Origin of the sequence: Eubacterium oxidoreducens (genome assembly GCF_900104415.1) — a bacterium.
In the GTDB taxonomy this organism is placed as follows: Bacteria; Bacillota; Clostridia; order Lachnospirales; family Lachnospiraceae; genus Eubacterium_C; species Eubacterium_C oxidoreducens.
In genome coordinates this window covers 14,546-35,386 of sequence record NZ_FMXR01000017.1, presented here as the reverse complement: position 1 = coordinate 35,386, position 20,841 = coordinate 14,546, and the positions used below count along the sequence as shown (strand labels likewise).

Annotated in this window: 16 protein-coding genes; 3 read left to right on the top strand and 13 right to left on the bottom strand. The window is 42.5% G+C overall.

Going from position 1 to position 20,841, the window contains the following annotated elements:
• Positions 1-26: 26 nt before the first annotated feature.
• The 10 genes from hprK to BLS20_RS11005 all read right to left on the bottom strand — a co-directional run bounded on the left by hprK (position 27) and on the right by BLS20_RS11005 (position 12,703).
• Complete coding sequence (gene hprK / locus BLS20_RS11050; RefSeq protein WP_090174427.1) at positions 27-956, bottom strand: HPr(Ser) kinase/phosphatase; 930 nt, start codon at positions 954-956, stop codon at positions 27-29.
• A gap of 75 nt (positions 957-1,031) precedes the next feature.
• Positions 1,032-2,891, bottom strand: coding sequence for an excinuclease ABC subunit UvrC (gene uvrC / locus BLS20_RS11045; protein ID WP_090174426.1), 1,860 nt, complete (start codon positions 2,889-2,891; stop codon positions 1,032-1,034).
• Between the two features lie 10 nt (positions 2,892-2,901).
• Positions 2,902-5,148 carry an ATP-dependent zinc metalloprotease FtsH gene (gene ftsH, locus BLS20_RS11040; protein ID WP_341443231.1) on the bottom strand — a complete coding sequence of 749 codons (2,247 nt, stop codon included), beginning with the start codon at positions 5,146-5,148 and terminating at the stop codon, positions 2,902-2,904.
• 336 nt (positions 5,149-5,484) lie between these two features.
• A complete protein-coding gene (locus BLS20_RS11035; RefSeq protein ID WP_090174424.1) occupies positions 5,485-6,471 on the bottom strand; it encodes a helix-turn-helix transcriptional regulator in 987 nt (328 codons plus the stop codon).
• Positions 6,472-8,091 carry an ABC1 kinase family protein gene (locus BLS20_RS11030; RefSeq protein ID WP_090174423.1) on the bottom strand — a complete coding sequence of 540 codons (1,620 nt, stop codon included), beginning with the start codon at positions 8,089-8,091 and terminating at the stop codon, positions 6,472-6,474.
• A gap of 6 nt (positions 8,092-8,097) precedes the next feature.
• Positions 8,098-8,391, bottom strand: coding sequence for a phasin family protein (locus BLS20_RS11025; RefSeq protein ID WP_090174422.1), 294 nt, complete (start codon positions 8,389-8,391; stop codon positions 8,098-8,100).
• 204 nt (positions 8,392-8,595) lie between these two features.
• Entirely contained in the window at positions 8,596-8,970 is a 375-nt protein-coding gene (locus BLS20_RS11020) for a response regulator (RefSeq protein WP_090174421.1), read from the bottom strand.
• Positions 8,971-9,048: 78 nt separating this feature from the next.
• Positions 9,049-9,822, bottom strand: coding sequence for a response regulator (locus BLS20_RS11015; protein WP_090174420.1), 774 nt, complete (start codon positions 9,820-9,822; stop codon positions 9,049-9,051).
• Positions 9,823-9,832: 10 nt separating this feature from the next.
• Positions 9,833-11,194, bottom strand: coding sequence for an RsmF rRNA methyltransferase first C-terminal domain-containing protein (locus BLS20_RS11010; RefSeq protein ID WP_090174419.1), 1,362 nt, complete (start codon positions 11,192-11,194; stop codon positions 9,833-9,835).
• 114 nt (positions 11,195-11,308) lie between these two features.
• Complete coding sequence (locus BLS20_RS11005) at positions 11,309-12,703, bottom strand: LVIVD repeat-containing protein (protein WP_090174418.1); 1,395 nt, start codon at positions 12,701-12,703, stop codon at positions 11,309-11,311.
• A gap of 217 nt (positions 12,704-12,920) precedes the next feature.
• Here BLS20_RS11005 and BLS20_RS11000 point away from each other — a divergent pair, with 217 nt between their 5' ends.
• From BLS20_RS11000 to BLS20_RS10990, 3 genes are read left to right on the top strand one after another with little or no spacing between them, the layout of a single operon-like run.
• On the top strand, positions 12,921-13,481 hold the full coding sequence (locus tag BLS20_RS11000) for a transcription repressor NadR (protein ID WP_090174417.1): 561 nt from the start codon (positions 12,921-12,923) through the stop codon (positions 13,479-13,481).
• A 27-nt stretch (positions 13,482-13,508) separates the two neighbouring features.
• Entirely contained in the window at positions 13,509-14,552 is a 1,044-nt protein-coding gene (locus tag BLS20_RS10995; RefSeq protein WP_090174416.1) for a PTS sugar transporter subunit IIC, read from the top strand.
• A 34-nt stretch (positions 14,553-14,586) separates the two neighbouring features.
• On the top strand, positions 14,587-16,029 hold the full coding sequence (locus BLS20_RS10990; RefSeq protein WP_090174415.1) for a nicotinate phosphoribosyltransferase: 1,443 nt from the start codon (positions 14,587-14,589) through the stop codon (positions 16,027-16,029).
• Positions 16,030-16,261: 232 nt separating this feature from the next.
• Here the strand turns inward: BLS20_RS10990 and BLS20_RS10985 are convergent, their stop codons facing one another.
• The 3 genes from BLS20_RS10985 to BLS20_RS10975 form a co-directional block, all read right to left on the bottom strand.
• Positions 16,262-17,140, bottom strand: a complete 879-nt coding sequence (locus tag BLS20_RS10985; RefSeq protein WP_090174414.1) for a LysR family transcriptional regulator — start codon at positions 17,138-17,140, stop codon at positions 16,262-16,264.
• A 266-nt stretch (positions 17,141-17,406) separates the two neighbouring features.
• Positions 17,407-18,975 (bottom strand): FUSC family protein, encoded by a 1,569-nt coding sequence (locus tag BLS20_RS10980; RefSeq protein WP_090174413.1) that lies wholly within the window; start codon positions 18,973-18,975, stop codon positions 17,407-17,409.
• A gap of 28 nt (positions 18,976-19,003) precedes the next feature.
• Positions 19,004-20,743 (bottom strand): B12-binding domain-containing radical SAM protein, encoded by a 1,740-nt coding sequence (locus BLS20_RS10975; protein WP_242870577.1) that lies wholly within the window; start codon positions 20,741-20,743, stop codon positions 19,004-19,006.
• Between the last annotated feature and the right edge of the window lie 98 nt (positions 20,744-20,841).

The following is a 20,841-nucleotide window of genomic DNA, read 5'->3' as shown; positions in this document are numbered from 1 at the left end:
TTTATTTTGCCTCCTATATCATCATATTACGACCAGTCATTTCTCATATTATTTTGAACGCGATTGTAGAGCTCATGCGCAGCATTATAACCCATCTTCTTGGTTCGGTGATTGACCGCTGCCGCTTCTACAATCACAGCCAGATTTCGTCCCGGTCTGATTGGAATCGACTGGCTGACTACCTGGTTTCCTAAAATGTCAGTGTATTCTTCTTTAAGTCCCAATCTGTCATACTCACAGTCTTTCTTCCACTCTTCCATCTTGATTACAAAGTCAATGTTTTGTCGTTCTTTTACACTTTCTACTCCGAACATCGTCTTTACATCTATAATTCCAATTCCTCGAAGTTCAATAAAGTAACGCGTCACTTCCGGCGACGTTCCTACCAGCGTCTTATCATTTACCTTTCGAATCTCCACAACGTCATCCGTTACCAATCTGTGACCACGTCGAATCAGTTCCAGTGCCGCCTCACTCTTTCCGATTCCGCTTTCTCCGGTAATCATGACACCTTCACCATATACGTCTACCAATACACCGTGAAGCGATATCATTGGGGCAAGCTCCCAAGATAACGTCAAGATTAGTTCTGCCATAAATTCCGATGTCTCCAGGTCTGTTCCAAGAAGTGGTATTCCATTTTCCACTGCCAGACGATAGAATGCGTCAATCGGTTCAAATCCACGACAAAAGATAATACATGGCATAGAATAAGACAAAAAGTCATGAAAGATCTGATCTTTACGAATCGGATCCATATGTTGCAGGAAGGTATATTCTACGGTTCCGATAATCTGCACCCGATCTTCCTGAAAATGTTCAAAATAACCGTTTAGCTGCAACGCCGGACGATTGACATCTCTTTGCCGAATCATCTTCTTATCCAAATCGATTTCTTTTGTAAATACTCTAAGCCCCATCTTTTTTACGATCTTGCTTACACTTACTTCCTGCATATACTCTCTCCGTTTCTAATCTGTTTGATTTTTCGTTGTCTATACTATACAACTATACCTGGCTTCCCGACAAGGTTAGGAGTGGAAAAATCGATATACAGACCCTGCCGCCTGCCGATTCATCCCCGGAACCTGCATCAGTTCTTCTTCGGTTGCGTTTTTGATCTGTTCAATTCCCCTATAATGCTTCATAAGAGCCTTGCGTCTTGCCGGACCGATTCCTTCAATATCATCAAGCACCGAATGCACCTGATTTTTTCCCCTAAGTGAACGATGAAATTCTATTGCAAATCGATGTGCCTCGTCTTGTATTCTGGTAATCAGATGAAATCCTTCACTATGAATATCAATCGGTATTTCTTCATTTTGGAAATAAAGTCCTCTCGTACGATGATGATCATCCTTTACCATTCCGCAGACCGGTATATGAAGTCCCAGTTGTTCTAACACTTCGAGTGCGATATTGACCTGGCCTTTTCCGCCATCCATCATAATAAGATCCGGAAATTTGGTAAAACTTCCCATCTCTTTGGCCAGACCTCTTTCTTCTAGATCCTTTGCTTCTTCTTGTCCGTGCGTAAATCTTCTCGTCAGCACTTCCCGCATCGACGCATAATCATCCGGTCCGATTACCGTCTTTAACTTGAACTTTCGATAATCACTTCGCTGCGGCTTTCCTTTTTCAAATACGACCATAGAACCGACACTTTGATATCCGCTTGTGTTAGATATATCATAAGCCTCCATCCGCTCTATTTTCTCAAGTCCAAGCCAAGAAGCGATTTCTTTTACCGCACCTATCGTGCGGCCTTCTTCTCGTTTGATGCGCTGCGCATCTTGTTCTAATACCATCTTCGCATTCTTCGCAGCCAGTTCAACCAGTTTTTCCTTCGCACCCTTTTGCGGCACCCGTACATAGACTTTGCGCCCCTTCTTATCACTTAACCAGGTTTCTAAAAGCTGCGCATCTTCCACTTCTTCTTGTAACATCAGTTCTTTGGGAATGTAAGGTGTTCCTGCATAAAACTGTTTGACAAAGCTGTTTAAGATCTTACCATTGTCATCTTCTGCGGGAATCTTCATATAGAAATGCTCCCGTCCAATCATACGTCCGCCGCGGACAAAGAATACCTGAATCACGGCATCTTCTCTTTCTTTTGCCATGGCAATGATATCTTGATCTTCACCGTCTGCATGTGTAATCTTTTGTTTTTGCGCAATCTGTTGTACGCTTTTTAGAAGTTCACGATACTCTGCCGCTTTTTCAAAATCTAATTCCTGCGCTGCTTCATACATCGTATCTTCCAGCATCTTCAATATCTTGCTGTAATCTCCATTTAGAAAACGCAAAACTTCATCGATATTTTTTTTATATTCTTCTTCCGATATATTTCCCTGGCATGGAGCGAGACATCGCTTGATATGATAATTCAGACACGGTCTGCCCTTCCCGATATCTCGCGGCAAGACGCGACTGCAGCTTCTGATTTTGTATAGTTTGGTCAGAAGTTCTATCGTTTCTCTTACCGCTTCGGAACTGGTATAAGGACCGAAATATTTGGACTTATCCTTTTTCATCTGGCGTGAAAAGAGGACTCTGGGAAATTGCTCTCCCAGAGTCACTTTTATATACGGATAACTCTTATCATCCGTTAACATCGTATTATATTTGGGGCGGTGCTCTTTTATAAGATTACACTCGAGCACCAATGCTTCTAGTTCAGAGTCTGTAATGATGTACTCAAAATGATCAATCAGCGATACCATCTTCTCAATCTTCGCCGTCTTATTCCTCGATGATTGAAAATACTGACGCACGCGGTTTTTTAAGCTGATTGCCTTTCCCACGTAAATGATTGCATCATTCTTATCATGCATTAGATAGACCCCCGGCTTGTCCGGTAGTTTTTTTAGTTCTTCCGGAATATCAAACATTACGATCCCTCTATTCTCCACGAAGTAATTTTTCTAGTCGCTCCTCTTCTTCTTTCTCTTTGAGAAGAGCTTCGACATCTGCATCCATCTTAGTTGCTTGTGGCTGCGGCTCCTCTTGTTCAGCCGGCTCTTGTTGTATCTTAGGTTCTTCGTCTGACTTATTTTCCATTGTCCATGTCGGCTCTTCGTCCACTTCCTCGCTTGGATCTACAATATCTTCCGGTGCAATCTCTACTGCGTTTTCTTCCCCCCGCATCTGCTCCTCTTTTTCATCCTGCGCAAGCAAGTCAATCTTAATCTCTTGTGCTGGTAGCACCGGCTTCATATGAACGCGCGGCTTCGACTTTTTCGCTTTTAATTTTTCTTCTTCCGTCTCCTCTTCTTCCGGCTCCGGAATATTCTTTAACTTACGAAAGATCTTCATAAACTGCTTACCGGTAATGGTTTCATGTTCAAAGAGATAATCCGCAATTTCATCAAGGATGGATCTGTTCTCGGCAAGCAATTCTTTTGCCTTTTCATAAGCATCCTTTAGAATCTTCATGACTTCATCATCAATCATGGCTGCCGTCTGCTCACCGCAGTTTAAGACTGCGCGGCCATCCAGATAGCGATTCTCAACAGATTCCAATCCCATCAAGCCAAACTTCTTAGACATACCATATTGCGTTACCATGGCGCGTGCCATCTTCGTTGCTTTTTCTATATCATTTGAAGCGCCTGTCGTTACCGAATCAAACACAATTTCTTCTGCTGCACGTCCGGCCATAAATGTTACAATCTCTGTGCGAAGTTCTCTCTCCGTCATGAGATATTTCTCTTCTTCCGGAACCTGCATTACATAGCCAAGTGCTCCCATGGTACGCGGTACAATCGTAATCTTTTGCACCGGCTCGGAGCCTTTTTGCAATGCCGCGGCAAGCGCATGTCCCACTTCGTGATAAGCCACAATTCGCTTTTCATCTTCTCCAAGAATTCTGTCTTTTTTCTCTTTTCCTGCGATTACAAGCTCTACGGACTCGAAGAGATCTTGCTGATTTACAAATCTTCTGCCATGCTTTACTGCATTAATAGCGGCTTCGTTAATCATATTGGCAAGATCGGAACCGACTGCTCCACTTGTCGCAAGTGCAATTTCATTTAAATCTACAGAATCGTCCATAAGAACGTTTTTGGCATGTACTTTCAAAGTCTCATATCGACCTTTGAGATCCGGCTTTTCTACAATGATTCTCCGGTCAAATCGTCCCGGACGAAGAAGTGCCTTGTCTAATACCTCCGGACGGTTTGTAGCTGCAAGAATCATAACACCCTTTGAACTGTCGAATCCGTCCATCTCTGCAAGCAGCTGATTGAGCGTCTGCTCACGTTCATCGTTTCCGCCGCCATAATGAGAATCACGGCTCTTACCGATGGCATCAATCTCATCGATGAATATGATACAAGGTGCCTGCTTTTGTGCTTCTTTAAAAAGATCTCGCACGCGCGATGCACCTACTCCGACAAACATCTCAACAAAAGCCGAACCTGCCATAGAGAAAAATGGCACCTTCGCTTCTCCGGCAACTGCTTTTGCAAGCAAGGTCTTACCTGTTCCCGGAGGGCCTACCAACAATGCACCCTTTGGCAGCTTAGCTCCAATATCGGTATATTTCTGCGGATTATGTAGAAAATCAACTGCTTCTTGCAGCGACTCCTTCGCTTCATCCTGACCTGCCACATCGGCAAATGTAACACCGGTTTCTTTTTCAACATATACCTTAGCATTGCTTTTTCCAACGCCCATCAAACCACCGGAGCCACCACCCATTCTACGCATGGCAAATCCAAGTAATATCCAGATTAAAGCAATCGGTATCAAAATGCTTAAGATGTTGTATATAATGGTTGATCTGGTATCCGGAATCGTTCCGCGAATGGTAACGTCATGCTCCTTTAACAAAGAAAGCAGATCTTCATCCGCAATTCGCGCTGTATAATACGTTGTTGTCACATCACTTCCAAGTGCTGATGTGATCTGATTAGTTGTAGAATCTGTTGTCGTATTACTTGTGCTTGAACTATCAGAGCTGCTGTCGCTCTTTGGCGTTATATTAATCTGATATGTCGCTATCTCAACTTCTTCTACCTTATCTTCTTCCACCATTTTCAAAAACTCGGTATAGGAGATTTCCTGATTCGACATAGAAGTGATCCGATTTGACAAAAAGCTCATAATCAACAAAACAAACAATGCCGCAAAGATAAACACCAGCATCGTCGGTCCTCGACCATTATTGCCGTTATTACCGCCGCCTCCGCTATTGTTATTATTATTGTTGTTATTATTGCCCCCGTTATTGTTGTAATTATTGTTGTAATTGTTATATTTATTATCCATGTATTTCCTCCGGGCTTTATAATTCGTCCATTACCCTGAATTATTTTCCAAACTATCTTTTTATTATATGTGTTTACTTTTGTAAAATCAACATTCGTCCTGTGAAGATTTTATGTTTCAATTCTAAAATTTTCATCAACAATTTCCCGGCGCTATGAAGCTTTCCATCCAACACGCCAAAAGGTCTGTCGCTTTTTCGCGGCAGACCTTTTTTCACTGCTGACTATCTATCAACGATTGCAAATATTCTATGTATTCTTCCCGAATATCTTTTGGGCTTTCAATTCGAATTCCTTTTCCCAGCGAGGAAATCCATCCATAGAACTGATTACTTACTGCAACATCCGCATGGAACCGGATCCTCTCATCACCTTCCGGTCGGATGCTGGTATCTAGTCCAAACCGATCATATACGACCGATACCATCTCCTTAGGCATCGTAAGCGTAATCGTTCTTTCTTCGCCGTCATACATTCCAAATGTCTTTCGGGCAAATCTGGCCATATCCATCTTCTCAAATACTTTTCGGCCATCACGAATTTCTTCCAACGTAGATATGTGCTGCATCTTATCGACCCGGTAGTACTTCACCTTCTTGTCCTTATCATCAAAAGCAATCAGGTAATAATTCTCATCGTCCCAGGTAAGTTTCCATGGGCTTACCCGATACAATTCTCCGCCATGACGCAGATGCTTCGTTCCATCTATATTCCAGTTATAATACTCAAAAGTAATCTTCTTGTTATCGGCTATCGCATGATGCAATTCATCAATGTTATAGTAAATATTTTCATTGTCGGTCTTCACGCGATTCGCTACTACAACTTCTCGTTGCAATTCCTTTGCCTGTGTATGCGATACCAGACTTTCCAGTTTTTTGATGAGTGCATTGGATTTCTTTTCGGTGATGAATTTTGATGTCTGCACCAGATCTACCAGCATCTTGACCTCTGCCAGTTCAAACTCTCTTGATGCCAGATAAAATCCGGATGGTTTCGACCTTCTGTTTTCAATATCCATCCCCCAGGCTGTCAGCACCTTAATATCATCATAAATACTTTTTCGCTCTGCTTTGATATCATATGCATCTAATTTTTCTATTATTTTCGGAACACTGATAGGGTGATTTTCATCCGTCTCTTCCATTAAGATTTTTTGCAAATACAATAGCTTTTGCTTTTGATTTTCTGATTTTGGCATTTACAACTTCCTTTTCTTTCGCCGTCTGCGTTTTTTCTTTTTCATCCTGCGATGCTGCTGCCATCCCAGGATAATGGCTAATACTACTGCTATGATATATCCCGCAGTTCCAATCACCGGAATCCCAAACAATTTCGGTCTCATGTCGGTTACACAAATAATACTAGAACCTATGAGCAATCCCATTACAATCAGTCCCATTACAATATCCCGTACCAATCGTGTCAAAAGTTTGCTCAAATCCTCCGTTGCGTGAAGATCCAGATTCAGCCGCGTCTGTCCTCTCATAAACATCCGGAGCAAGTCAGAGGTTGTTGCGGGTATCTCGATTGCCTTTTTAAACGAATTATAAATCAGCCTTCCGTTTCGTTTGAGTTCCTTTGGGATATCCAGATTATCGAGATACATCTGATTCATCCTGCTTTTTGCAATGGTTAAAATATCAATCTGCGGTGCCAGATTAGCCACGACCCCCTCAATGGTTGCAAGGCCTCTGACCAGCATCGTGTATGTTCCCGGAATGCGAATCTTATTTTCCGCCATTGCACTGAAAAATGCATCTATAATTTCTGACAGATTAATACTTCCCAGATTGGCCGTCGCATAGCGCGTTACAATCTCATCAAGACTGACAAACAATTTGTGATGGTCTATGCGATCTGTCGGTTCTCCAATTGCAAGCAGCCCATCCTTAATCCGATTGATATCCTGCGTTGCAATTCCGGCTATAATATCATCCAGCAAACTGCGCGCCCGCGGTGTCAGACGACCCATCATTCCCATATCAATCCATACAATCTTTCCATCCCGAATCCTAAGATTGCCCGGATGCGGATCTGCATGAAAGAAGCCATCTTCTAATATCTGCTTTAGATAATTGTCGACCATCTTACGACACACTTCTTCAAGATTATATCCGTTTGCAAGCAGCTTGTCCCTCTCATCAACTCCGCATCCATCAATGAGCTCCATAATCAGAACCTGCGGCGTTGTATATTTCCGATAAAGTACCGGACAGGTAACAAATGCCACTTCCTCATTTAGACGTGCAAACTCTTCGATATTAGACGCCTCGATCAGGAAGTTCATTTCTTCTTGCGCTACTGCCCACATTTCATCCAAAATTTCATCAAAATCTACGGCATCAAAATAACTACGGTATCGAAACAATTTCATACCGCGATGAAGCAGTGCCATATCACGTGACATCTTTTCGTACACACCTTCTCGCTGTACTTTCATGACCACGCGCTCTCCGGTCTTTAAAGTAGCCGCATGGACCTGCGCAATCGATGCAGATCCAAGCGGTTCTTTATCAATCTTTGCAAAGATATCACCTACCGGTTGTCCATATGCCTCCTGTAATACATTTACGACTTCTTCATAAGGCATTGGCTTTACATCTGACCGAAGTTTTTCAAGCTCCTGACAATATTCTTTTGGCAATATTTCTGAATGCATTGACATAATCTGACCCAACTTGACAAATGTCGGACCTAGATCTTCAATGATCAGCCTTACTTTCTCCGGACTTAGCCCTTTCATAATCTCGTGTTTATGAAGTACACCGATAATTTCCTTGAAACGACCGCCCTGAGTAATTGTCGTTTTTTCTGCCATAGAACCTTATTCTTCCTCTTCTCCGTCTTCTTCCATTTCTGCCAGTTTTGCTTTTAATGCTTCAAGTTCTTCTTCCGATAACTTGCCTACAATATGATCTGCTCGTTCTTCCGGAGTCGGATTAACACGGCTTGTCACTTTATGCTTGAGTTCCTCGTTCATAGCCTTGCCCTGTTCCACCGTAAGTTCTCCTTTTTCCACCAGATCATTGATTATCTCCTGTGATTTTTCCGCAGTTGTCGCTACCGCTCCTACTCCTGCCAGGAAAAATTTTCTGATTCCTTCGCTAAACTTATCCATCGTAGTGCCTCCTTCTCCTTCTTTATACAAGTACAAAAGTCCTATCTTTTACATTTCTATTATGCCTATAAATCGGTATATTGTCAATCAAAGACGCATGCGAAAAGGGAGCTACAAAAAGCAATAATGCTTTCCATAGCTCCCCTTTCTTGGGTTTGAGGGTTATATAAACGAAAATATTAGAAATAGACGATATCCTGTCACTCAGACAGACTCCGAAATCTTCGTATATCGAAGTTCATGCAACTCTTTTGCAACTTTCTGCGGCGTTAAAGGTTTTGTAATATACCCACTCGCATATAATTGAAAAGCTGCATTGGCAAATGAGGTACTCTCTGCGGTAAATATCACATTCACTTCCGGATTCAGTTCCATTATTTCTTTCGCAAATTCAAGTCCACTCGCATCCTGCAAAATCACATCTACAAATAAGACATCACATCCTACTCTCTCGATGCATTCTCTTGCACTCTTAGTCTGAGAAAATCCCCAAACTTCTGCTTGTGGTGATTCTGCTTCAATCATCTGTATCAACCGTTCTAATTCCGGCAACTTATCTGCTAATGCAATGATGGTCATACACTCACCTGCTCTCTGTCTTTATGACTTAGTCATTATAGCATTTAAAAGGACACAAAACGGATACTGCCTCTCTATCTAGAAAAGTAACCCGTGAGTCAATTCGCTCCAGCTATACTGTGACATATATTCCCCTCGATATGCGTCCATATTTTCGCCATTTAAATAATCAAAATAATCACACGCTATCTTACCCGGAAGAATCCCCATCTTGCCTCGCTGTCGCACCAATACATCTTCATGACCAACCGCTGCGAGCGTTTCCACAAGATCCTTTCGGATATTCTTAAGATACGAGCTGTGATCGTTTTCTAGATCATCATCTTCCCACAAAGTCACGAGCAATTCCTGGTTCGATACCATAGCCCCATTTCTGTCGACAAGATAGGCAAGCAATTCCTTTGCCTTCGTATATTGAAACTTCAGCGGCTGTCCCCCGGCAAACACTTCAAAATTGCCAAATGCCTTTACCTGAAGTTTCTTCTCGCTATCTTCATACGGATGGCGAAGATTCTTAAGTTCCGTTGCAATCTTCTCCTCTGTTACCGGCTTCATCACATAGCCGCTTGCATGAATTCCAAAGGCATCTCCTGCATATTCCCCGTATCCTGTGGTAAATATAATATTAATCTTGGGATATATTTCTTTTAAAGATGCTGCAATATCAAGTCCACTTTCTCCCCGAAGCTCAATATCCAAAAACGCAATGTCACACTTATGTTCAAGTGCATACGTAATGGCATCCGCCCCCAGACGAAATCCGTGCACCGTCGCCTTTGGCGATGCTTTTTCAATAGACTGCACCAAACTTTCCAATGCTAATTTTTCATCATCAACCGCAATAATTTCCATTGTTGTTTCCCTACTTTCTCAAACCCTTGGGATAGTGATTTTTTATCTGCGTACCGGTTCCTTTCCCCCAACCGATACTCACCCCATCCACCGTCATCAGCATCCAGCCTTTTGATGTCGATGTATGAATGACTTCCCCGTGTAAATAATCAGCTGCCTTGTCTCCCAGTTCACAGCTGTTTGTGACTTCCTTGTCCGTCAATGCCATTGCCAGTGCATGTGCCGGTGTGAACCTGCCTTTTGTCTCCTCGCCAAATTCAAGCCCTGCTCTTTGCACCTTCAAACCGTCTAGCGGTATCATTTGCTCAGGAACAAGATATATTCGGTTTCCAAATACTTCATACCGTCCCTCAATCGTAAAATCCAGATATTCTTTTGCAAATTCTTCATATGCTGTTATCACCTGCAAAACTGCCGGCGATTTCTTCTTAGCTTTTGACTTCTTTCCATTCGAATTTGTCACCGGCTCTTTTGTCCGTGTATTTTCAAAAACCGCTGCAAAATGTCCTTCGCCGCGCAGCTTGTGAGGCCATAGCCTTGCAGCACGTTTCACATCTTGTGTTTCGTGCCTGCTCCACTGCACCCTGGCATCCTCCATGCCTCCCACCTTGTTCATCGGTAAAATGGTAAGATCGGAATAGGTTTCCAATAACCATTCTACAATATATTCATCTTCTTGTGGCGAAAAGGTGCATGTGGAATATACCAGACGTCCTCCCGGCGCGAGCATGCGTACAGCGCACGCAAGAATTTCCTTTTGCCTCTCCTCGCAGATTGTAACATTATCAAGGCTCCACTGCTGCCGCGCAATCTCTTCCTTTCGAAACATTCCTTCTCCCGAACAGGGCGCGTCCACCAGTATTTTATCAAAAAAACCTTCAAATACCTGCGCAAGATGTTGCGGCGTTTCATTTAACACAACACAGTTTCGAACTCCCATCCGCTCCACGTTTTGGGAAAGCACTTTCGCCCTTGATGACACATATTCGTTAGCAACAAGAAGACCTTCACCTTTCATCTCCCCCGCAAGCTGCGTTGTCTTTCCTCCCGGCGCCGCGCACAAATCCAAAACCTTCTCTCCACGCTTAACGTCAAGCAACGGCGCGATTGCCATTGCACTCGGCTCTTGTATATAATATGCTCCCGCTTCATGAAGCGGATGTATTCCCGGTCTTTGCTCCTGTCTGTAGTAATACCCTGTATTGCACCATGCAACCGGTTCTAATTGCAAGTGCTTTAACGAAGCCGGCTTTAAAGGATTGCTTCTTAGTCCATAACTTCGCGGCTCCTCATAACTGCTTATGAACTGTGCATATTCTTCTTGATTCATCAGTTGGCGCATCCGCTCGCAAAACTTTTCCGGTAATTCCATCTTCTTATCCTCGCTGTTTTCTTGTTTTTCATTATAGCATCATTTACCTGTTTTACACAAACAAAGAAGGCTGCAATCTTTTAAATTACAGCCTTCCTTCTGATTCATTATTTCTTAATCGTATAATTTCTTTAAAATATAGAATCCATCATCAAAACATGTGACATAGATATAGCCTCTATCATCTACACAGCAATCCTCTGTCATGGCATTACGTGGACCCGGTAATCCAGGGAAGAAAGATTCTTCCGGTTTCTTCACCGGATTTGGCGGGATGAAATATGCCTTTTCTTTAATATAATACGGATCAGATACATCAAATACTCGAAGTCCTGCCGCAAAATAGCAATTATAAACTACATTTCCATCCTGCTCAAGCCATGGCTTATTGCTCATCGGCTCATGCACGTTATGCGGTCCAAACGGTCCTTGGCATCCAAGATTCATAACATTGAAGTTTGGATACGGGAAATCTTCCGGAACTTCCGGATATGGGAACTGCGCAATCATCGTCGGATTAGTCGGATCTGACACATCAATCATGTGCAAGTTATTCATTGCCTGCGCTTCCTTGATAGATCCCGGCGGGAAGAACTGGAAACGTTCTCCTTCATTTGTTACCACACACAAATCACGTCCCGGAAGCGGAAGTGCTGTATGTGTACGAGCTCCTGCAAGATGAGAAGAAAATGCCGGCATGAACTTAAGCTGTCCGAGAAGTTTTGGTCTTGTTACATCCTTCGTATCAAGCACATACAAACCATCTCCGCCATAACCACAGAACATAATTCCGTCATCACGTCTAAATGGCGGTCCGTGCATCCATCCTTTATCCATGAAAGATGGAACATGTCCCGCATGATGATCCACTTCTCTTCCCGGATATCCATCTACGAACTGATGAGGTGCCCACCAGTTACCAACTTCATGTGGATTCTTAGGATCGGAAATATCCACGATTCTCATGATCATTCCTTCAAATCTCATAGATTCACAAGAAAGATATACATAAGGACCACCGTTATACATAAAACGATGAACACCAATAGAATGTGGAACTCCACAATCCCAATATCCAAGATATTCCGGATTCTCAGGGTCATTTGCCAGTGACCAGATTTGAATTCCTGCCTGACACTTCATATTCTGAAGTTCGCTCTGATCTACAAGTGCACCAGGGCCTGAACCTGCTGTCATTGCAACAATCAATTTATCCTCTGCAATCTGAATCTTTGGAGAAGATGTTGTTGGATATTCTTCCGGATCAAGACATACCAATCTCTTTACAAATCTTGGATGCTTAGGATCGGTTACTTCTGCAATTACAACGCTTGAACCATGAAATCCGCCAAATCCGGATCCATAGATGTAGTATTTGCCTTCTTTGGTCTTATAAAGCTGCATCTGAAATGCGCCGCTTAGACCGTCCCAATCGCAAAAAGAAAGAACTTCAAGGTTCTTAATATAACCATTGTTTCCCGGACTTTTTGCGTAAAACTTATCCGCCATATTAATACCTCCTTTTTATTTTTCTGAAATATTATAATGTAATTCCTTTTTAGGTTACCTTTTTTATTATAACAAATTTTTTTCCTCTTAACAGTCATATCAACCCACTTTCCAAATCTTCATAGGATGCGCCAATACGGAAAATTCAATTTGCTATACCTTTCTTTTTCGCTTATAATTTTAACAACTAAGACTATCATAAAGGGGGGTATGGCAAATGACTACTGAAGAACGAAGATGCGGAATCATGAATCTACTACTTTCTTCCGACCGACCTCTTTCCGGCGACTTTATTGCCCGCAAAATGAATGTCAGCCGACAGGTAATTGTGCAAGACATTGCTTTGTTACGGGCGAACGGCTCTCAGATTCTATCCACCACCCGTGGTTATCTGATTCAAAAATCTTCCCATATCAGCCGGGTATTTAAGGTTATTCATACCGACGAACAGGTTGCTGATGAGCTGTCTTGCATCATCAGTCTAGGCGGCCGTGTAAAAGATGTCTTTGTCAATCACAAAATCTATGGCGTCATTCGCGGAGAGCTAAACCTCCGTTCTCAACTAGATGTAGACAATTACTTAATGGAGATGTCCAAGGGCAAATCTTCTCTACTCAAAAATGTCACTTCAGGATATCATTATCACACGGTAGAAGCGGACAGCGAAGAGCTCCTTGATCTGATTCAGGCTGAGCTTAAGAAAAAAGGATATCTGGCGAAGCTACAAACCTATGAACCTGTAGACTTTACCTCTCCCGGGGAAATCCCCCATTTCTAATCTATCATTCAGGCAGGAGTTATCATCATGGATAAATTTAAAGAATTTTTAAAAAGAAAAAATATTGAAATTTCAGCAAAACGATATGCTGTTGATGCACTAGGCGCCATGGCGCAAGGTCTTTTTTGCACACTGTTAATCGGCACGATTCTAAACACGATAGGCTTACAGGCCGGCATTGATTACCTGGTAACGATTGGCGGCTTTGCAACTGCAATGTCCGGACCTGCTATGGCAGTTGCAATCGGCTATGCATTGCAAGCACCTCCTCTTGTATTATTTTCATTATTGGCTGTTGGAAGCGCCGCGAATACTTTAGGAGAAGCCGGAGGACCATTTGCCGTCCTGATTATTTCCGTCATTGCTGCCGAGTTTGGTAAAGCCGTATCGAAAGAGACGAAAATCGACATCATTGTCACTCCGGGCGTCACTATTATAATTGGCGTCGTTCTTTCCTCGTTGATAGCGCCGCATATCGGAACCCTGGCGAATTGGCTTGGTAACCTGATTATGGTATCGACCACGCTTCGACCATTTATGATGGGTATTATTGTAGCCGTTTTAGTCGGCATTGCCCTTACTCTTCCGATTTCTTCGGCTGCAATCTGTGCCGGACTTGGCCTTGTCGGACTTGCCGGTGGTGCTGCTGTTGCCGGATGCTGCGCACAGATGGTTGGATTTGCGGTTATGTCCTTTTATGAAAATAAATGGGGCGGTCTTATCTCGCAGGGCATCGGTACCTCTATGTTACAGATGGGAAATATCGTCAAAAATCCTCGCATCTGGATTCCGCCGATTATCTGCAGTGCAATCACAGGTCCGATTGCCACTTGCATCTTTCATCTGGAAATGAACGGCTCACCGGTTTCTTCCGGCATGGGAACCTGCGGACTTGTTGGACAAATCGGCATCTATTCCGGATGGGTCGCAGATGGCAAAACGGTTACCGGATTTGACTGGCTTGGTATGATTTTAATTTGCTTCATCCTACCGGCCGTCATCTGCAGTGTTATTTGTACCATTGAACGTAAGATAGGCTGGATTAAACCAGGTGATTTGAAATTAGGTTAAGACGTGGTTTTATGCCATGAGAAAGAAGGAAATTATGAGTACTCTCAATTTAACATTACTTACGGACCTATATGAACTTACTATGATGCAGGGATATTTCAAAACAGGCAATCATGACGTTGCCGTGTTTGATGCTTTTTATCGCAACAATCCGAGCGGCGGAGCCTATGCCATCTGTGCCGGTCTAGAACAGGTCATTGATTACATTGAACATCTATCTTTCCAAAAGGAAGATATTGATTATCTGAGAAGTCTTGGCATTTTTAACGAAGACTTTTTGGAATATCTGTCTACCTTTAAATTTTCCGGTGATATCTATGCCATTGCAGAGGGCACTGTTATCTTTCCACGTGAACCGCTTGTAAAGGTTGTTGCCCCGATTATGGAAGCCCAGCTTATTGAAACAGCTCTTCTTAATATTATTAATCATCAAAGCCTTATTGCTACCAAAGCTGCCAGGGTATGTTATGCTGCCAATGGTGACGGCGTTATGGAATTCGGTCTTCGCCGCGCTCAAGGTCCGGACAGCGGTACCTATGGTGCACGTGCTGCAATTATCGGTGGCTGTAAAGGAACCTCTAATGTGCTTACCGGTCAGATGTTTGATGTTCCGGTTTTAGGTACTCATGCACACAGTTGGATTATGAGTTTTCCGGATGAATATACTGCTTTTAAGACTTACGCACAGCTTTATCCGGATGCCTGTACCTTGCTTGTAGATACTTATGATACTTTAAACTCCGGTATTCCTAATGCCATCCGGGTCTTTACTGAAATGCGCGATGCCGGCATTACTTCTAAAAGTTATGGCATTCGTATGGACAGCGGTGATCTTGCCTATCTTTCTAAGAAAGCTCGCAAGATGCTTGATGACGCCGGATTTGAGGATGCTATTATCTCTGCATCAAATGATTTGGATGAATATTTGATTCAAAGTCTTAAGATTCAAGGTTCTCAAATTACTTCCTGGGGTGTTGGAACCAATTTAATCACCTCTAAAGACAATCCTTCTTTTGGCGGCGTATACAAATTGGCTGCAATCCAAAAGGATGGTGGTGATTTTGTTCCTAAGATCAAGCTTTCTGAAAACTCCGAAAAAGTAACGAATCCTGGTAACAAAACCATCTATCGCATTTACGATAAAGAAACCGGAAAGATTCGAGGTGATTTGATTTGCCTGGTTGATGAATCTTATGATACTTCTCAAGATCTTAAATTATTTGATCCAAATGAACCTTGGAAGAAAACCATCCTCCCCGGTGGCAGCTATACTATGAAAGAGCTTTTGATTCCGGTTATCAAAAACGGCAAAGCCATCTACCACTCTCCAAAGGTTATGGATATTCAGAAATTCTGTAACAAAGAAAAAGAGACTTTATGGGATGAATCCAAGCGATTTGTTAACCCACAAAAAATCCATGTTGATTTGTCTCAAAAACTATATGATATTCGAAACCAGTTATTAAATCAGGCCTAATGTCTGTCGGCGCGTTATCATGCGACAATCAAAAACACACCCCCTAACCGTAATAGGCATCCTAAATTCCAGGTACCCATCACCGCCAGGGGGTGTGTGTTATTTCGGTCAAGACTCGCTCGCGAGTCTTGCGCGCCGGATTCGGATCTGCTTCAGCAGACAAATTCCTGTCCGAATCCGTGCGCATCCTCGCGGAGCGTTTAACTCAGTCGGAGCTTGTTCTCCGACTGAGTTAAGACTCTCTTACAATATCCATCAGTCGCTGCAAAGGTTCTGAAAAAACCTTGTCCTTATGATAGACAATATTGAGATTTCTCTTAAGAGAAACATCTGTAATAGCAAGCTCAACCAAAGAACCGTTTTCCACATATTCCTTGACCAGCAAGTAAGGAAGGACCGCAATTCCATATCCCTCCTGCGCAGCCTTCACAAGCGCTTTCGTTGACGTACTCTCCCAAAGAATGTCCACAGCCATATCATTCAGCCGCATCAGCTGTTCGAATTTTTCCCGAACGCCTGCTCCTCTTTCTCTAAGAAGAAATGGCTGATTTTCAAGGTCTTTGAGTACCAGATTCTCTCTTGCTACCAACGGATGATCTTTTGAGGCAACCACTACAATCTTATCTTTATAGTATGGTTCCTGAACCAAATAATCAGCCTTTTGAACCAGGTCTTCCCAAATCGCAAAATCAAGCTCCTGTTCTTTAAGCCATTTCTCCAATACAGAAGATCTCGATACCTTCACACGAACTTTTATCTGCGGATACTCCTCGTGGAATCGATTAATATAAGTTCGTACCAGTTCTGTCCCAGCAGATATGTTGACCCCAACTGTAATCTCCCGGACTCCCTGTACATTACACATCTCCGTATTCATTTCCTCAAATAAAGTAAATATACGCTTCGCATAAAAATACATCGTCTCTCCGGACCTTGTAACGTACAATTTCGATCCTACTCTCTCAAATAAGGTCACTCCATAGTACGCTTCAATCTCACGGATTGCCTGCGACACTGCCGGTTGTGTCATAAATAACTTCTTGCCGGCATTCGTCATACTCTTTTCTTCATAAACGGTCACAAATACTTCCAATTGTCGATTACTAATCATTCTTGGTCTCCCATCTCGGTCGCATTTGTAAACATCCAATTAATGTTCCCCTTAGGTTGCTTACGCTTTTGACAGCTTTTTATTCTTACTCACTTTAAATCATTTCTCTTCGAAAGCAAATTTACTTAAATTGACCAACTCCTGCTTAACTTCTTAAGCATTCATTCTAAACATCAACTCTAAGCAAAATTAGTCGTTTCGAATGAGTTAATTTTAACACATTTTTGTCATGTTTTCTAGCATCAGGATTGAAAGTTAAGTACGGTTTATAACCCACGACTTTTGATTCCGATAAAGTGATGAACCAGAAACATCGACATATCCGACATATGTTCATTCAATACATCAATCAGTTTTAAATTGCGTTTCTCATGCGGAAGTGCCTGATTATATCTGCGAAGCCTCCGGCTAAGGAGATAGGAGCGAACCAAAAGCTGATCTCGCTCATGACGAAGCTCCTCCGGACTTTCCCCTTTATACACCCTGATTCTTTGCATCTGTTCCCGAAGCATATTTAATCTCGACAGCAGATAATCCGCCTCCGGCTGAATCCGTATCGGGAAGATAAAGCGGCAACCAAGCAGTGTCAGTCCCGCTCCGCCAAAGGTATAAATCAGGCGTTCTAATAAGGTAAATCCAATATTGTCCGGTGTGATATTCAGCGCTAACACTGCACAGGTCAAATATGCCACCGTTGTCGCATAGTTTTTAGAACTGTTAATCAGGAAATTAAAGATGATTAAGATGACAACATGTGCCGGCTGACTCGGAAAAACAGTAAAAAGCAAAAAGCATAGTATCACACCTGCTATCGTTCCAAGCAATCGACCTTTGATCTTACCTGTTATATTTTCATACAAAGGCACCATCATAAAATAAACCGACACCGCAAGCCAAAATCCATTTCCCCAAGGACAGATATAGCCATAAATCATACAAGCGGTCATAACAATAAGCATCCGCAATGCGAAGCGAAGCGTGAACGAATGAATATCCGGCTTTTCTTTCTTAAATACCAGTTTTTTACTAAAGTCATTTGCCTTGTCTGCCTCATATAATGCCTTAAAATTGACAAGCATGTTCCGCATCTGCTCTGACTTTTCTTCGACATCTTCATGCTCTGCCAAAACCGTAAGCACCTGAAACAGCGCCACAAATCGACAATACCAATTCACCTTGTTTTCTTTACGAAATCCTGCATAATTATACAGATAAATTTCATCGCAGATCTGCTCATTTAGAAGATGCAGCAATTGCTGCTTTTGTTCAATTGCCACCTTATCGCGCGCTACGTAAGCCTCACACAACTGATTTCCGATCTCAAATCCCTGACCAACCAGTTTGCGCACATCATTTTTATTATGACGTGACGGCAAAAGAAGAAGTACCAAAAATGCGATTGCAAAGGATAAAATCAATGCTATAAGACGCATAGATAATCCATGCATGCCGCTTACCGGTGAAAGCTGAAATAGGATAAAGGCCATCCCCGGCGTATAATAATTATCCGGATGATATTCATCTATTAGATGATAGACAATCCAGAAAAATACTGCTGCATTCACTACAATTGCAAAGGGAAGCGAAAGGCCTGCCACATATGCCGCAACGGCAAGCACCATGTAGATTAAAAATGTCTTTACCATACTTGCATAATGATTGCTAAGGCCTGCAAAATACAGATATGACAAGGTTACACATGGACCGATAATCGTATTCTCAATCCCAAAGAAATAATAGATTACGAAGAAGATTCCCGTCACTACAATGGTTGGCGCAATTGCCCCCGTCAGGTCAACATTTTTTCGAATATATAATTTTAGTCTTTCATGCATTGTCAGATCCTGCTCCTCCTTACTCTAATCAAGACTCACTTGGAAGTTCTTCTAATATGATCACCTTTGCATTATTTGTTATAACATCTCTGTTCTCATAATCGAACAAAACCCACTTTTTATCACCGCACTTCGGGAAAGGTTTTCCGCGTTCAATCTCCCAGACAGGAATGGTAAATGGTTGCAGGTCGCAATACTTTTGCTCATAACCCAGCAATCGAAGTGCGCGAGCAATTTCCTTTTTTTGTCCGGAAATATCCGGTGCCCACTTTGGTCGTTTCTTTGCTTTCTCCCGCAGATAATAATCGTATAAGAGCGTCTCTTTTACCAGATCAAACAGCTCAGGCGCCGTGTTCTTTACAAGCTGCAATACAATTACATATTTGTGAAGACGACTGACTTTCTTATCCATCCAGCCTACACTTGCATAGAATGCACCCAGGTGCAGATAAAACTCAAATGCCGTATCATACATCGTCTCCACAACCGGAAGCGTAGCCCGAAACTGTCCGGTGTTGTAATACGTCTCCACCATCTCTTCTACCAGTTTCAGATTGAGCATCTGTCCGTAGGTCACCCACTTAGACTGCAGCACTTCGTATGGCGGCTTATCGGTATAGACCAGACCATATTCTTGTGCATGCTCATACATATACGATCCTCGCAGCACTTTCAAAAAACCAAGCTGGAGCTGATCTGGTTCAAGCCGGTACACATCCTCAAATGAATTTTGAAACGATTCATAATCTTCATACGGAAGCCCCGCAATAAGATCCAAATGCTGATGAATGTTGTTCATCTTATGAATTGCCATCACCGCTTCTTCCACTCGTCCAACGCTCATTGTTCGATGTATTTCCCGAATGGTTTCAAAGTTGGTTGTCTGGATTCCGATTTCAAGCTGCACAAGTCCTGGACGCATTTTGGAAAGGACTCGCATATGATCTGCCTTTAGCAAATCTGCTGCAATTTCAAACTGAAAATTGGTAACTCCGTTATCATGTTCTAGAATATAACGCCAGATTGCAAGCGCATGAGCTCCGTTGCAATTAAAGGTTCGATCAATAAATTTCACCTGGGTAACCTTATGATCCAAAAAGAACTGTAATTCCTCAAAGACCTTATCCAAAGAACGAAATCTTAGATGCCTATCTATGGAAGATATGCAATACGTGCAAGAAAACGGACATCCTCTGCTTGATTCATAATAAATGATCTTATGGTCAAGCCCATCTAGACTCGGATAGCAAAATGGAATCTCATCAAGCGCCAGCGGCATCGCCGGTGCCTGCACCTCAACACGGCCATTTTCTGTTACCCACACAAGCCCCGGTATCTTATCATAATCGCCGATTCGGTCATAGAACTGACAAATCTTTGTAAACGGGACTTCTCCTTCTCCTACCATAACTCCTGCAATCTCCGGATGTTCCTGCACATATTCTTCCGCACGAAAAGCTACTTCAGGGCCTCCAAGATAGATGGGTATTGACGGATTTATCTTATGAAATTCTTTTGTCAGCTCCTGCACCAGTTCCATATTCCAGATGTAACAAGAAAAAAACAAAACATCCGGATTGTGACGAAATAAATCTGCCAGAATCTGCTGCATTGGTTGATTAATCGTATATTCTGCAATCTGTGCATGCTGTCCTTTTGATGCCGCATAGCTTTTCAATGACAGGCAGGCAAGATTTGAATGAATATATTTTGCATTAATTGCTACGAGTACATTGTTCATTACAACATAAGCTCCTATCCTCTTCATTTTACTTCCTGATTTTACCATAATCTTTAAGGAAAATACTTAGATTTTCTTAATTCTTTACGTAATCCTTGCCATCATCATTTCCAATCACTATAATA

Bases quoted from the DNA above. Each gene is read 5' to 3' on its own strand.
- hprK (WP_090174427.1), bottom strand. From the start codon at position 956: ATGCAGGAAGTAAGTGTAAGCAAGATCGTAAAAAAGATGGGGCTTAGA.
- uvrC (WP_090174426.1), bottom strand. From the start codon at position 2,891: ATGTTTGATATTCCGGAAGAACTAAAAAAACTACCGGACAAGCCGGGG.
- ftsH (WP_341443231.1), bottom strand. From the start codon at position 5,148: ATGCTGGTGTTTATCTTTGCGGCATTGTTTGTTTTGTTGATTATGAGC.
- BLS20_RS11035 (WP_090174424.1), bottom strand. From the start codon at position 6,471: ATGCCAAAATCAGAAAATCAAAAGCAAAAGCTATTGTATTTGCAAAAA.
- BLS20_RS11030 (WP_090174423.1), bottom strand. From the start codon at position 8,091: ATGGCAGAAAAAACGACAATTACTCAGGGCGGTCGTTTCAAGGAAATT.
- BLS20_RS11025 (WP_090174422.1), bottom strand. From the start codon at position 8,391: ATGGATAAGTTTAGCGAAGGAATCAGAAAATTTTTCCTGGCAGGAGTA.
- BLS20_RS11020 (WP_090174421.1), bottom strand. From the start codon at position 8,970: ATGACCATCATTGCATTAGCAGATAAGTTGCCGGAATTAGAACGGTTG.
- BLS20_RS11015 (WP_090174420.1), bottom strand. From the start codon at position 9,822: ATGGAAATTATTGCGGTTGATGATGAAAAATTAGCATTGGAAAGTTTG.
- BLS20_RS11010 (WP_090174419.1), bottom strand. From the start codon at position 11,194: ATGGAATTACCGGAAAAGTTTTGCGAGCGGATGCGCCAACTGATGAAT.
- BLS20_RS11005 (WP_090174418.1), bottom strand. From the start codon at position 12,703: ATGGCGGATAAGTTTTACGCAAAAAGTCCGGGAAACAATGGTTATATT.
- BLS20_RS11000 (WP_090174417.1), top strand. From the start codon at position 12,921: ATGACTACTGAAGAACGAAGATGCGGAATCATGAATCTACTACTTTCT.
- BLS20_RS10995 (WP_090174416.1), top strand. From the start codon at position 13,509: ATGGATAAATTTAAAGAATTTTTAAAAAGAAAAAATATTGAAATTTCA.
- BLS20_RS10990 (WP_090174415.1), top strand. From the start codon at position 14,587: ATGAGTACTCTCAATTTAACATTACTTACGGACCTATATGAACTTACT.
- BLS20_RS10985 (WP_090174414.1), bottom strand. From the start codon at position 17,140: ATGATTAGTAATCGACAATTGGAAGTATTTGTGACCGTTTATGAAGAA.
- BLS20_RS10980 (WP_090174413.1), bottom strand. From the start codon at position 18,975: ATGCATGAAAGACTAAAATTATATATTCGAAAAAATGTTGACCTGACG.
- BLS20_RS10975 (WP_242870577.1), bottom strand. From the start codon at position 20,743: ATGAAGAGGATAGGAGCTTATGTTGTAATGAACAATGTACTCGTAGCA.